11 protein-coding genes are annotated in these 12,899 nt (G+C 36.0%); 8 read left to right on the forward strand and 3 right to left on the reverse strand.

The window, feature by feature from the left end; translation table 11 throughout:
- Positions 1 to 7: 7 nt before the first annotated feature.
- Both miaB and MKD52_RS01675 read right to left on the reverse strand, forming a co-directional pair.
- Positions 8 to 1,324, reverse strand: coding sequence for a tRNA (N6-isopentenyl adenosine(37)-C2)-methylthiotransferase MiaB (miaB, locus tag MKD52_RS01670; protein WP_277930778.1), 1,317 nt, complete (start codon positions 1,322 to 1,324; stop codon positions 8 to 10).
- A 15-nt stretch (positions 1,325 to 1,339) separates the two neighbouring features.
- Positions 1,340 to 1,582 carry an HP0268 family nuclease gene (locus tag MKD52_RS01675; protein WP_112057218.1) on the reverse strand — a complete coding sequence of 81 codons (243 nt, stop codon included), beginning with the start codon at positions 1,580 to 1,582 and terminating at the stop codon, positions 1,340 to 1,342.
- 135 nt (positions 1,583 to 1,717) lie between these two features.
- Between MKD52_RS01675 and pseB the strand changes: the two genes are divergently transcribed.
- The 3 genes from pseB to pseF are packed head-to-tail and all read left to right on the forward strand — an operon-like array spanning position 1,718 to position 4,540.
- Positions 1,718 to 2,707 carry a UDP-N-acetylglucosamine 4,6-dehydratase (inverting) gene (pseB, locus tag MKD52_RS01680; RefSeq protein ID WP_112057217.1) on the forward strand — a complete coding sequence of 330 codons (990 nt, stop codon included), beginning with the start codon at positions 1,718 to 1,720 and terminating at the stop codon, positions 2,705 to 2,707.
- A 1-nt stretch (position 2,708) separates the two neighbouring features.
- Positions 2,709 to 3,869 carry a UDP-4-amino-4,6-dideoxy-N-acetyl-beta-L-altrosamine transaminase gene (gene pseC / locus MKD52_RS01685; protein WP_242099038.1) on the forward strand — a complete coding sequence of 387 codons (1,161 nt, stop codon included), beginning with the start codon at positions 2,709 to 2,711 and terminating at the stop codon, positions 3,867 to 3,869.
- Entirely contained in the window at positions 3,860 to 4,540 is a 681-nt protein-coding gene (pseF, locus tag MKD52_RS01690; protein WP_242099039.1) for a pseudaminic acid cytidylyltransferase, read from the forward strand. Before pseC ends, pseF begins: the two co-directional genes overlap by 10 nt.
- On the opposite strand, the gene MKD52_RS01695 is transcribed toward pseF, so the two are convergent.
- Complete coding sequence (locus tag MKD52_RS01695) at positions 4,521 to 5,936, reverse strand: hypothetical protein (protein ID WP_242099040.1); 1,416 nt, start codon at positions 5,934 to 5,936, stop codon at positions 4,521 to 4,523. The genes pseF and MKD52_RS01695 overlap by 20 nt on opposite strands.
- A gap of 48 nt (positions 5,937 to 5,984) precedes the next feature.
- Here MKD52_RS01695 and tgt point away from each other — a divergent pair, with 48 nt between their 5' ends.
- The 5 genes from tgt to tet(W) all read left to right on the forward strand — a co-directional run.
- A complete protein-coding gene (gene tgt, locus MKD52_RS01700) occupies positions 5,985 to 7,118 on the forward strand; it encodes a tRNA guanosine(34) transglycosylase Tgt (protein ID WP_242099041.1) in 1,134 nt (377 codons plus the stop codon).
- 70 nt (positions 7,119 to 7,188) lie between these two features.
- On the forward strand, positions 7,189 to 7,857 hold the full coding sequence (locus MKD52_RS01705) for a hemerythrin family protein (RefSeq protein ID WP_242099042.1): 669 nt from the start codon (positions 7,189 to 7,191) through the stop codon (positions 7,855 to 7,857).
- Positions 7,858 to 7,869: 12 nt separating this feature from the next.
- Positions 7,870 to 9,606: a flagellar assembly protein A gene (locus tag MKD52_RS01710; RefSeq protein ID WP_242099043.1), complete on the forward strand. Its 1,737-nt coding sequence runs from the start codon at positions 7,870 to 7,872 to the stop codon at positions 9,604 to 9,606.
- A gap of 326 nt (positions 9,607 to 9,932) precedes the next feature.
- A complete protein-coding gene (locus MKD52_RS01715; protein WP_242099044.1) occupies positions 9,933 to 10,517 on the forward strand; it encodes a hypothetical protein in 585 nt (194 codons plus the stop codon).
- 740 nt (positions 10,518 to 11,257) lie between these two features.
- Positions 11,258 to 12,899, forward strand: a 1,642-nt coding sequence (tet(W), locus tag MKD52_RS01720; RefSeq protein ID WP_242099045.1) for a tetracycline resistance ribosomal protection protein Tet(W), incomplete at its 3' end; no start/stop codon positions are given.

Here is a 12,899-nt window from a genome sequence, read left to right on the forward strand (position 1 = left end):
TAAGATTCTAAAGAAGCTCTCCAATGAGCTGCGCACCTTTGATTTCAGAGATTTTTACATTACAAATTTCTCCAATAAGGTTTCTCCCTGCCTTAACTCTTATAAGTTTATTAGTATCGCTTCTGCCTTCTAAGAGAAGGTTTTCTTCATCATAGCTTTCAAATAATACAGGGTGAATTTTGCCAAGTTGCTTAGCGTTTTCTTGTGCTAGGATTTCTTTGTGTCTATCTTTTAGAATCATTAATCTATTTTTGGCAATTTCCTCATCAAGAAGCTGGATTTCGCCATTATCAAGCCAAGTTGCAGCTTGTGTGTGTGGGCGTGTGGAGTAAATAAAACTATAAAGCGTGTCAAAGCGCACTTTCTCTAGCACATCTAAGGTGTCTAAAAAATCTTCCTCACTCTCTGTTGGAAAGCCCACAATAATGTCAGTTCCAATACTCAATTCAGGAATTAAAGAGCGCATTTTTGCCACACGATCTAAAAACCATTCCTTAGAGTATCCGCGCTTCATTTTTTGTAAAATCTTTGTAGAACCACTTTGCAAAGGCATATGGATTGCCTTGCACACTTTTGGATTGGTTGCAAATTCATTGATAAATTCATCATCCATATGCAAGGGATGTGGAGAAGTAAATCGGATTCTCTCCAAACCATTGATTTGTGAAATTTCATTCAAAAGTTGTGTGAAGTTAATTTTGCGATGATCATTAGAAAAACGCCGACCATAATTATTCACATTTTGCCCTAGAAGCAAAATCTCTTTTGTGCCATTATCCACAAGCTTTTTAGCTTCTTTTAAAATCAAATCAGCAGGGATTGAGATTTCATTGCCTCGTGTGTGTGGGACAATGCAATAAGTGCATTGTTTATCGCAGCCAATGGAGATGTTAATCATGCCTTTGAGAGTTGAGTTATGTTTGGAGCTAAAAACATAGGTGCTATCATCATAATCAATATCTACCCAAGCAACACGATCTTTGTGTAGAATTTGAGAGATTTTAGAAACATTTCTAGCGCCAAGCACAAAATTAACAGCTTTGGATTTTTTTAAAATTTCATCACCTAAGTGGCTTGCAGTGCAACCACAAATGCCGATTTTTGCATCTTCTTTTTTGATTTTTGCGTATTGTCCAATTTCAGAAAAAAGCTTTTTTTCGGGCTTTTCACGCACACTACAAGTGTTAATAAGAATCAAATCGGCTTCTTTTGGATTTTTTGTTAGTGTGTAATTTTCTTTTTCTTCAAGTTCTGCGATGATGTGCTCACTATCGCGTTCATTCATCGCACAACCTAAGGTTTCAATATAGAGTTTCTTGTTCAAGTCTAGCTCTTTAAATTATAATATGTGAAATTCATACATATAATCGCCTTCATCTAGTCCATATTTAACTTCTCTAAAATAAACATGTTTCCCTTTTTTTTCAAAGTATTCCATTAATGCCATCATATCTTTATGGGAATTTTCTTTATCGCAATAAAAAATATCCATTTTTTGAGCTTCTAGCATTTCTTCTAATTTTTTTATTGTAACTTTTTGAGGTTTTTCACTGATGTGTTCGCGAACTAATTTAATATCCATAATTTTACCCTTAAACTTTTTAGAAAAATGGTTAATTATATACCCTTTTTACTTAAATAATAATTTTATAAAGATGCTTTTGAATAATTAAAGGGATTTATGGCAAAATAAGGTATCCAAACTTAAGGGGAAGTTGTGTTTGATGGTAAAAATATTTTAATTACAGGTGGGACAGGTAGCTTTGGGAAGCAATATACAAAAACCCTGTTAAAGCGTTATAAGCCTCAAAGAATCGTGATTTTCTCTCGCGATGAACTCAAGCAATATGAAATGGCACAAGTTTATAGTGATTCTTGTATGCGGTATTTTTTGGGTGATGTGAGAGATGAAGCAAGATTAAAAGAGGCTACAAATGGAATTGATTATATCATTCACGCAGCAGCGCTTAAGCAAGTGCCTGCTGCAGAATACAATCCTACAGAATGTATTAAGACAAATATTTATGGGGCGCAAAATGTGATTAGCGCAGCCTTGGCTAATGGAGTGGAAAAGGTGATTGCTCTCTCTACAGATAAAGCTGCTAATCCCATCAATCTTTATGGAGCTACAAAACTTGCTAGTGATAAACTTTTTGTAGCAGCTAATAATATGACAGGAAGCCGAAAAACTCGTTTTTCTGTTGTGCGTTATGGGAATGTTATTGGATCAAGGGGATCTGTCGTGCCATTTTTTCAAAAATTAATTGCTAAAGGAGCTAAAGAATTACCTATTACTGATACAGAGATGACACGATTTATGATTACCTTGCAGCAAGGGGTGGATTTTGTTTTGAAAAATTTTGAGAGAATGAAAGGTGGAGAGACTTTTGTCCCTAAAATTCCCTCAATGAAAATCACTGAAGTAGCTAAGGCTCTTGCTCCAAATTTGCCTCATAAGATTATTGGGATTCGTCCTGGAGAAAAAATCCATGAAACAATGTGTCCAAGTGATGATAGTCATATTACATATGAGTTTAATGATCATTTTGTGATTGCTCCAACAATTCAATTTAATTTTATTACAGATTTTAGCACTAATGCATTAGGCGAAGTGGGAAAATTAGTTCAAAGAGGTTTTGAATACAATTCTGGTTCTAACACTCAATGGCTTAACACAGAAGCATTTTTAAAGCTTTTAGGAGATTAAGATGATACCTTATGGGAAACAAGAGATTATTCAAGAAGACATACAAAGTGTGCTAGAAGTTTTGCAGTCTCCTTTTATTACTCAAGGACCAAAGGTTGCAGAATTTGAATCGCAGGTTGCAACAAAGGTAGGCGCAAAGTATGCTGTGGGAGTTAATAGTGCTACTTCGGCATTGCATTGTGCGATTTTGGCTTTGGGATTGCGTGAGGGAGATTGGCTTTGGACTACACCTATTAGTTTTGTAGCATCGAGTAATTGCGCACTTTATTGTGGAGCAAAAGTAGATTTTGTAGATATTGACAAAAAAACCTATAATCTTGATGTAAATTTGCTAGAAGAAAAGCTTAAAAAAACCAAGAAAAACAAATTGCCTAAAGTGTTAGTAGCAGTTCATTTTGCGGGGCAAAGCTGTGAAATGGAGAGGATTTGGCAGTTATCCCAAAAGTATGGTTTTAAAATCGTGGAAGATGCTTCTCACGCGCTAGGTGGTAAATATCGCACTTATCCCATTGGAAATTGCAGATTCAGTGATATTGTAGTTTTTAGCTTCCATCCTGTAAAAATTATCACTTCTGCAGAGGGCGGAATGGCAGTTACCAATAATCTTAAATATGCTCAAAAAATGCAAAAATTAAGAAGCCATGGAATCACCAAAGATAAAGAGGAATTTGAAAATAAAAAAAATGTAGCACCTTGGTATTATGAACAACAAATTTTAGGCTATAACTATCGCTTGAGTGATTTGCATGCAAGTTTGGGAATCTCTCAGTTAAAAAGATTAGATACTTATGTCCAAAAACGCAATGAATTGGCTAAAATCTATAGCGAAAGATTGGCAGATTTAGAAATTACCTTGCCTTTTGTGGAATCACACAATCATAGTGCTTTTCACCTTTATGTGATTTTGCTAAATAAAAATTCTGGAATCAAACGCAGGGAACTTTATACGCGTTTGCTTGATTTGGGTATTGCTCCACAAGTGCATTATATCCCCATTCATCTACAACCTTTTTATGCGCGATTTGGATTTAAAAAGGGTGATTTTAAAAATGCAGAAAAATATTATAAAAATACCTTAACACTCCCTTTGTATCCAACACTAACTTTTGAAGAACAAGAAAAAGCGATTGAAGCTTTAAGGAAGTGGATTGTATGCAAGTAGAATGCATTTGCATTATTCCTGCGCGTGGAGGTAGTAAAAGGATTCCAAGAAAAAATATTAAAAATTTTTTAGGCAAACCAATTCTTGCTTATAGTATTGAAAATGCAAAGAATAGTGGAATTTTTTCTAAAATTTATGTCTCTAGTGAAGATTGTGAGATTTTGGAGTGTGCAGAGAAGTTTGGGGCTTTACCACTTAAGCGAACAGAGGCTTTGAGTGGAGATTTTATAGGGACAAGAGAAGTGATTATAGAGGGAATCCAAAAGCTAAAATTACAAAAAGAATGGGTGTGTTGTCTCTATGCAACAGCACCACTTTTAAATCCAAAGAGATTGCAAGAGGCATTTTTATGTCGCGATGACTTATGTTATCTTTTATCGGCGGTAGAATATGATTACTCTCCCTTTAGAGCCTTTAGAATAAAAGAAAATAAAAATAAAATGCTTTTTACTCAACATTTTACTAAGCGTTCCCAAGATTTGGAAAAAATTTATCACGATGCAGGGCAATTTTACTTTGCTAGGGCAAAAGTATGGCAGAACAAGGAGAATATTTTTGAAGATTCAAAGAGTTTTTTGCTACCAAGGAGAGAAGTTCAAGATATTGATACGCTACAAGACTGGGAAGAAGCCGAGATTAGATATCAGATTCTTAAACAGAGAGAGGAATAAAAAGCTGTGGCACATTAGGAAGATGTGTGCTTAGATTTTCTATTTCAGTGAGTGAAAACCATAAGGGCTTTTGAAGTGTTTCTTTTTTAAGCGGTAAGATTTGCAGGGTCTGCTCTTGCCTATTTAGCCAAATAATGGGATTTAGCGTATCAGATTTAATAAGCTCAATTTTCTTATCAAAAACTTTTTCAATATGATGGTAATAATCAGCGGCTTGTTCATGATAGTTTTTATCAGGATCAAAATCATAAAGTAAAATTTTTAAGCCCATTTGGGTAGAAAAATCAAAGACAACTGAAGAGATTTTTTCAGCTTCTTCGGTTTTTTTAGGGATTATAACAGCGCTATGAGTTAATGAGTTAAGCGGAGAATTTCCAAATTTAAGCAATGGAATCCCTAAACCAAAAAGGAAATTTTTATGACTTTCAAAAATATTTTTGTCAATCAAAATAAGTCCAATATTTTTATTATTTTTATCCCTTAGAATAATATTTTTAAGCGAGGTTTCATAAAATTCAATATGCCACGAAATATTATCTTTATTTAAGTCTGGGTGATTTTTAATTGTTTCAAGATCTTGCAGTGAGGAGGGATTATAAAAACACAAATGCAACCGCTTGTTTTTAAATTTGCTAAAAAGCCATAAAGTTTGTTCTAAACATATCTCTAAAGCTTTTGGTTTAAGTAGATTAAAATATAAAACCACATCACGCCCAAAAGGTGTTGGAAATTGTCCTATTTCCTCTTTGATTCGGTGATAAATATCCCAAAGTGTAGTAGGATCTCCAACTAAAAGCAAGGAATCGTTGGGAAAAATAGTTGTAGAGTATTTGGGTAAAATCACTTCATTATTGCGGTAAATTACAGCAATTTTCCATTTTTTTTGTTTGATAACTCCAACGCTACGATAAGCATAAGGACTACCAAATGGCACACTAATTTGCATAATTTCGCCTTGCCCTAAGCCAATATATTTAGCTGTTCGTGGAACATTGGGGAATTTTTCAAAAAGCTTAGCGCTTAGCACATTAGATTTGCTAATTAAATTAAGTTGCTTATCTTCTTTGATTTCTTTAGAAGGAGTGAGTTCTCCAAGTATGGTAATTTGAAAATTTTTGCTATAGGCGCGTAAAGTATTGTAGATAATTTCTCTATCTTCTTTTTGCTCTGTTATAATGTAGCAATCTGTGATTTGTGGGCTTAGAATCTCTTTTAATTTTCTAGAAGAGCAAGGGTCAAATTGATAAGATTCGTGATATTCGGTTGTATTTTTGGGTAAGAGATCTTTATCTATAGAGACAAAAATATAATAATTTTCATCAAAATATTTGTTCATAATGGTGGTGGCAAATTCTTTTGCTACAATTCCATCTAAAATTAAAAGCACTTTTCGCATAGCAAACCCTAAATAATTTTTTAAAAATGTAACAAAAAAAGGTTGAAAATGGAATTTAATTTGCAAAATATTGATGGTAAAGCAAGGGCAGGTATCCTTAAACTCGCACACGGGGAAATCCAAACACCAATCTTTATGCCTGTTGGTACACAAGCTTGTGTAAAAGCTCTAGATTTTAATGATTTATTAGCACTTAATGCTCCTATTATTTTGGGGAATACTTATCATCTTTATTTGCGACCAGGATCAGAAGTTATAAAGCAGCTAGGGGGATTGCATCATTTTAGTCAATTCCCAAGAAATTTTTTAACTGATAGTGGCGGATTTCAAGCTTTTAGTTTGAGCGATAATGTTAAAGTTTCTGATGAAGGAATTTTGTTTAAGAGCCATATTGATGGAAGTAAACACTTTTTTACTCCTCAAAAGGTGTTGGAGATTCAATATGATTTAAATAGTGATATTATGATGATTTTAGATGATTTGGTGGGGTTACCAGCAAGTAAAGAGCGTATTTTAAAATCTATTAATCGCACGAGCAAATGGGCTAATGAGGCAATCACATTTCACAATGTCCAAAAGATTCAAGCAAGGGAGCAGGGCAGGGAATGGACTAATCATATTTTTGCAATTAATCAAGGTGGAACCGATAGAGAGTTTAGAGAAATAAGCGCAAGAGATTTGACTTCAATGGCAGATTTTGATGGTTATGCTATTGGAGGATTGGCAGTGGGAGAGCCTAATGAATTAATGTATGAAACGCTAGAATTCACCACTCCGCTTTTACCCAAAGATAAACCTCGCTATTTAATGGGGGTTGGCACACCACAAGATATTATAGAAGCCATCGCAAGAGGTGTGGATATGTTTGATTGTGTGATGCCAACAAGAAATGCGCGCAATGGCACGATTTTTACCCATTTTGGCAAACTTTCTATTAAATCATCTCGGTTTAAGCTTGATGCTATGCCTTTGGATTCTAAATGCCAATGTTACACTTGCAAAAATTTTTCAAGAGCTTATTTGCATCATCTTTTTAGAGCGGGAGAAATGACTTATTTTCGTCTTGCAAGTATTCATAACCTTGCTTATTATTTGGATTTAGCTAGAGAGGCTAGGGAGGCTATTTTAAAGGGTGAATTCCAAGATTTTTACCAAAATTTTTATTCTAATTTAGAAAACTAATTTTTAAACATAATTAAAGTTTTGTGGGTTATAATGATTCGCTGTTAAAATAATCAATGGGAGTAGCCCTATGCTAGAATGGAGCGAAGAATTTAGTGTTAAGAATCAGCTTTTAGATGATGAACATAAATATCTTTTCCAATGTTTAGCAATTGCTAATCGTTTGGCAAATTCTCCCATTGAAAACAAAGAAAAATTATTACTAGCACTCATTAATCGTTTTTTGGAATACACTGTTACTCATTTTAAAGATGAGGAAGCCTATATGGATAGAGTTTGTTTTCCTTTTGCAGAACAACATAAAAGATTGCATAAGGGCTTGATTAATATCTTGCAAAATTTTAAAATTGATTCTAAAGATATTCAAAAAAGTTGTGAGAAATTTTATGGTTTCTCAAAAAATTGGTTGGTTAATCATATTTTAAACGAAGACAAACGCTTAGAAGCTTACCACAATCATTTGATAGATGCAGGCGAGATTCCTTATTCCTTGGAGCAGCAAACTAAGATTATAGCTCTTAGCCAAAATATCCATAGGATTGAAGAACAAAAGCATCATAATTATATTTGCCTTTGTCATACAAAAGTTTTTGAAGTTTGTGATTCTTTGCATGAAATGATGCAAACAAAGCGAACTTTTTTGCGTTGTAAGGTTTGTAAGCAACCATTGGTTTTAATCGATGAGCGATTACAAGAAGAGCAATATTATGAAATGCTTATTAAAAAATACTTTCAATAAGGAATATTGTAAATGGTTTTTGCTTCAAGAGGCTATAAGATTTTTGAAAAAATTGAAAATATTAAAGCTTTTTTAAAAGAACAAAGTCAAATTTATCAGGAAGAAATGGATTTTTATTTTTTGGGTTTTGCTACATTTTGTAATCGCCACGGAGAAAATAATTTTAAAAAAATCCACTTACTAAATCTCTTTGATAAAGATGCTAATTACATTGCAAAAGTTGATATTAAGCAAATTTATAGGGTTGAGTTATGCAAAAAGAAAGAAAGAGAAAACTTACCTTTTAAAGTTGAATTAATACCCCAAGCAGATACAACGCTAATGGCAACTTTGATTCCAAAGGTTAAAGTAGAATACTATGGAAAATTAAAGGTTGATATTTATCAAGAGCTTTATCGAGCAATGATTCTAGAAGACTATTTTGTTGGAATTAGAGAATCCAAGCAATTAGAAACGCAAATTGATATTTTGATTGAAAAGCTTAAATTTCGTAGTGTCACATCAAAAATTACCCTTAAAGTCGCTTCTGGAGTAGCAAGTGTTGAGGGAAAAAGTGAGAAGCTTGAAATTTATCATAAAATGCAAGATGAAAGTGCGATTTGTGATTTGCAAACTAAATTTACCCCTAAAGTTTGTTTGAAGGCTGTTCATAAAGGGGATTTGCTTTTGGATTATACCAAAGCCATTAAGGGTCGTATTGGCAGGGATTTAAAGGGTCATATTTTGCCAGCTAAATCTATTCAATCACATCAGATTAAAAGTGATTTAAGCATTGTTGCCTTAGAAGATTCTGCGCATATTAAATTTTGTGCTAGAAAAGATGGATTTTTAAAAGAAATAGCACCCTTTTATTTTATTATAGATGATGAGTTGAATACCAACAAGCAAGAAACTGCCAATCTTTTTAAAATACTAAAAATTGATGGCTTAACTCATTTTGATTCAAAAATTGAAGCTAAAATCGCCTATATTAAATCGCATAAAGGAAATGTTAAAGCCGATATAGCAGTGATTGATGTTCTAGAAAAAGGCATTGTAGAGGCTAAAATAGCTTATGTGGAGAGTATGCTTGGTGGAAAGATTGTTGCTGATTATATTTATGTGAAAAATGTCCGATCTTATAATGAAATTTATTTTCGTTATTCTTTAGTGGTGGATAATATTTTGGGGGAGCACAATCTCTTTGAGTGCAATCCTGCTAAATTTGCATTTAATAAAAAAGATAGAACAGAATATTTAGTGTTAAAAAAGCAGTTGCAGGTTAATATTAAACATTTAAGAAAGAGAATGGATGAGGTTTATACTTTTTTGTTTACTATGCAAAATAAAGTGCATAAAATTACTTATACTCTTCAAGGCAAATCTATTCCAAAAAATCTTCAAAATATTGTAGATCAATATGATAAATCGCTTAAAAATTATCAAAAACTCCTAGAGGAATATCGTGATATTGTTAATATTAATTATCATAACGAAAGACTCTTAAGGAATATTGATAAGGCTGTTTTGGAGGCTAAAGTTATAATTCGTGGAGAGATTGGATCAGCAGAAACGATGATTAGATTCAAGTTTTATAATAATGAGCAAGAAGAATTTCTTAGGGTGTTATTTAATAAAGAGAATCCTGAAAGATTTTTTGAAGTTGTAGAAGATAATAATCGCTTTAAGATTCGAGCATCAGAGAATTATGATGAAAAGCAATGTGATTGGATCGCAGAGTTTTTCCCCAAAGAAGATTTTATTAGCTAGATGATTTTTTGCAAGAAATTCTAAGTAAAAGATTCTTGCCCTATCGCACAAGCCTCACCCCAAAGGCTTCTTAGTCTTTGAAATGTTTGGCAACATTTGCATTGGTTGTGCTAAGTATTAAAAATAAGGCTATAGAAATATAACCCAAACTCTTTTTATATATCATCACATTCTTCCTTTTTTTAAATTTAATAATAAATATTATTATGGAATTTAAAAAAATAATTAAATAGAAATCTCGCTTACAATATTATTGATAAAATTTTTAATTTAAGCATTCTCTAATGGGGGGGGTAAAATTTTTCTTTTTAGCAAAAAGGAGTAAAATGAGCGAGAATACTAAACAGGCTTTACTTGAAGCTTTAGCAGAATACGATGATTCTAAGGAATATGAATATTATAGAGATCAAGAAGAAGTGATTGTGGATATTTTTTCGCAATATCCAAGCAATAATGATAAAAAATCTGTGCTTTTAAAGGTTTGTGTTTTGGACAGCTTTTATAGCACAAATTTAAAAATTTATGGAATACATGAGGTTGTTGAGAAAATCCTAAATTTAAATATTGATGAAGCTTTAAAAGTGGGCGATACAAGTATTATTGAAAAAATTGCAAATTTTACAAACTCTAAAGGCAAACAAGCATTTTTATATTCTTTTGCAAGTAAATATTGCTTTCATCACAATAAAGATAAATATGTTATTTTTGATAGCTTTGTCCAAAAGAGCGTAATTCATTTTAACAATAAAGATAAATTTTGTTCTTTTAAGCTTAGTCAAAATAGCTTAAAAAATTATGAGAATCTACTAAAGGCTATTAAAGAAATTAGAACTTTTTATGGTTTGGAGGAATTTAATAATAGGCAAATGGATCATATGCTTTGGGTGTATGGTAAAGAAAATTTAAAATAAGGAGGGTAAATGTGAGGTCAGTAAGAACGGCTCCCTGTCAGCCAGGATTTATGAGGTTTGTGCCGAGAGGGACGGCTTGAAAGGGCAAGTCAGGGACTATGAGCGGGTCAGACGGGCCATTGGCCCGGAACAGGCGGACAGGATACTGGAGGCAGCTTACCAGCAGGAACAGGTCGAAAAGGAGCAGAAATGGGGTGCAAGGTCAAAAATAAGGGTAGGCGCACGATAATCACAAAAAATGGAGGTAATTTCATGGAAAAGTACATCTTTGACGAGGGCAACGGTCTGTGGTATGAGTTGCAGAGGGACTAACAATATTCGGGCGTGTGCGGCGGAAATCGTGGACACAGAAATTATTTGCGCATGAGGCCCCAAATCGGAGGGTGTCCCGGTGAATGCCCTCCTGATTTATTTGGGACAGCGGGTAAAAACTTCTTGCATTTTAGAGTGTGCTATGCTATACTGCTGTCATCCTGATTTGAGGAGTCTATTCAACATGCGGCAAGGTATTCTTAAATAAAATTTGATAATGGGCACAAAAATAATTGCCCCTTGCAGGGGCTTGGTTTTTGTACCCAATTTAAGAATGCTTTTGCCTTTTTATCAAATATCGTGACGGATAACGGCTCATGTTAGCTGAATGCGTTTCTATGTATCCGAAGTCATGATCCCCAGTGGTAAAAGTATTTTACTGCTGGGGATTTTTATGCCCTTTGGGGCTGTAAAGGGAGGACAATCACATGAAAATAATCAATATTGGAATTCTTGCCCATGTAGACGCTGGAAAGACGACCTTGACGGAGAGCCTGCTATATGCCAGCGGAGCCATTTCAGAACCGGGGAGCGTCGAAAAAGGGACAACGAGGACGGACACCATGTTTTTGGAGCGGCAGCGTGGGATTACCATTCAAGCGGCAGTCACTTCCTTCCAGTGGCACAGATGTAAAGTTAACATTGTGGATACGCCCGGCCACATGGATTTTTTGGCGGAGGTGTACCGCTCTTTGGCTGTTTTAGATGGGGCCATCTTGGTGATCTCCGCTAAAGATGGCGTGCAGGCCCAGACCCGTATTCTGTTCCATGCCCTGCGGAAAATGAACATTCCCACCGTTATCTTTATCAACAAGATCGACCAGGCTGGCGTTGATTTGCAGAGCGTGGTTCAGTCTGTTCGGGATAAGCTCTCCGCCGATATTATCATCAAGCAGACGGTGTCGCTGTCCCCGGAAATAGTCCTGGAGGAAAATACCGACATAGAAGCATGGGATGCGGTCATCGAAAATAACGATAAATTATTGGAAAAGTATATCGCAGGAGAACCAATCAGCCGGGAAAAACTTGTGCGGGAGGAACAGCGGCGGGTTCAAGACGCCTCCCTGTTCCCAGTCTATCATGGCAGCGCCAAAAAGGGCCTTGGCATTCAACCGTTGATGGATGCGGTGACAGGGCTGTTCCAACCGATTGGGGAACAGGGGAGCGCCGCCCTATGCGGCAGCGTTTTCAAGGTGGAGTATACAGATTGCGGCCAGCGGCGTGTCTATCTACGGCTATACAGCGGAACGCTGCGCCTGCGGGATACGGTGGCCCTGGCCGGGAGAGAAAAGCTGAAAATCACAGAGATGCGTATTCCATCCAAAGGGGAAATTGTTCGGACAGACACCGCTTATCCGGGTGAAATTGTTATCCTTCCCAGCGACAGCGTGAGGTTAAACGATGTATTAGGGGACCCAACCCGGCTCCCTCGTAAAAGGTGGCGTGAGGACCCCCTCCCCATGCTGCGGACGTCGATTGCGCCGAAAACGGCAGCGCAAAGAGAACGGCTGCTGGACGCTCTTACGCAACTTGCGGATACTGACCCGCTTTTGCGCTGCGAGGTGGATTCCATCACCCATGAGATCATTCTTTCTTTTTTGGGCCGGGTGCAGTTGGAGGTTGTTTCCGCTTTGCTGTCGGAAAAATACAAGCTTGAAACAGTGGTAAAGGAACCCACCGTCATTTATATGGAGCGGCCGCTCAAAGCAGCCAGCCACACCATCCATATCGAGGTGCCGCCCAACCCGTTTTGGGCATCCATCGGACTGTCTGTTACACCACTCCCGCTTGGCTCCGGTGTACAATACGAGAGCCGGGTTTCGCTGGGATACTTGAACCAGAGTTTTCAAAACGCTGTCAGGGATGGTATCCGTTACGGGCTGGAGCAGGGCTTGTTCGGCTGGAACGTAACGGACTGTAAGATTTGCTTTGAATACGGGCTTTATTACAGTCCGGTCAGCACGCCGGCGGACTTCCGCTCATTGGCCCCGATTGTATTGGAACAGGCATTGAAGGAATCAGGGACGCAACTGCTGGAACCTTATCTCTCCTTCACCCTCTATGCGCCCC

Origin of the sequence: Helicobacter sp. CaF467b (assembly GCF_022664765.1) — a bacterium.
Lineage (GTDB): Bacteria > Campylobacterota > Campylobacteria > Campylobacterales > Helicobacteraceae > Helicobacter_D > Helicobacter_D colisuis.

Coding starts and splice junctions, on each gene's coding strand:
- MKD52_RS01675 (WP_112057218.1), bottom strand. CDS start 1,582: ATGGATATTAAATTAGTTCGCGAACACATCAGTGAAAAACCTCAAAAA.
- pseC (WP_242099038.1), top strand. CDS start 2,709: ATGATACCTTATGGGAAACAAGAGATTATTCAAGAAGACATACAAAGT.
- pseF (WP_242099039.1), top strand. CDS start 3,860: ATGCAAGTAGAATGCATTTGCATTATTCCTGCGCGTGGAGGTAGTAAA.
- MKD52_RS01695 (WP_242099040.1), bottom strand. CDS start 5,936: ATGCGAAAAGTGCTTTTAATTTTAGATGGAATTGTAGCAAAAGAATTT.
- tgt (WP_242099041.1), top strand. CDS start 5,985: ATGGAATTTAATTTGCAAAATATTGATGGTAAAGCAAGGGCAGGTATC.
- MKD52_RS01705 (WP_242099042.1), top strand. CDS start 7,189: ATGCTAGAATGGAGCGAAGAATTTAGTGTTAAGAATCAGCTTTTAGAT.
- MKD52_RS01710 (WP_242099043.1), top strand. CDS start 7,870: ATGGTTTTTGCTTCAAGAGGCTATAAGATTTTTGAAAAAATTGAAAAT.
- MKD52_RS01715 (WP_242099044.1), top strand. CDS start 9,933: ATGAGCGAGAATACTAAACAGGCTTTACTTGAAGCTTTAGCAGAATAC.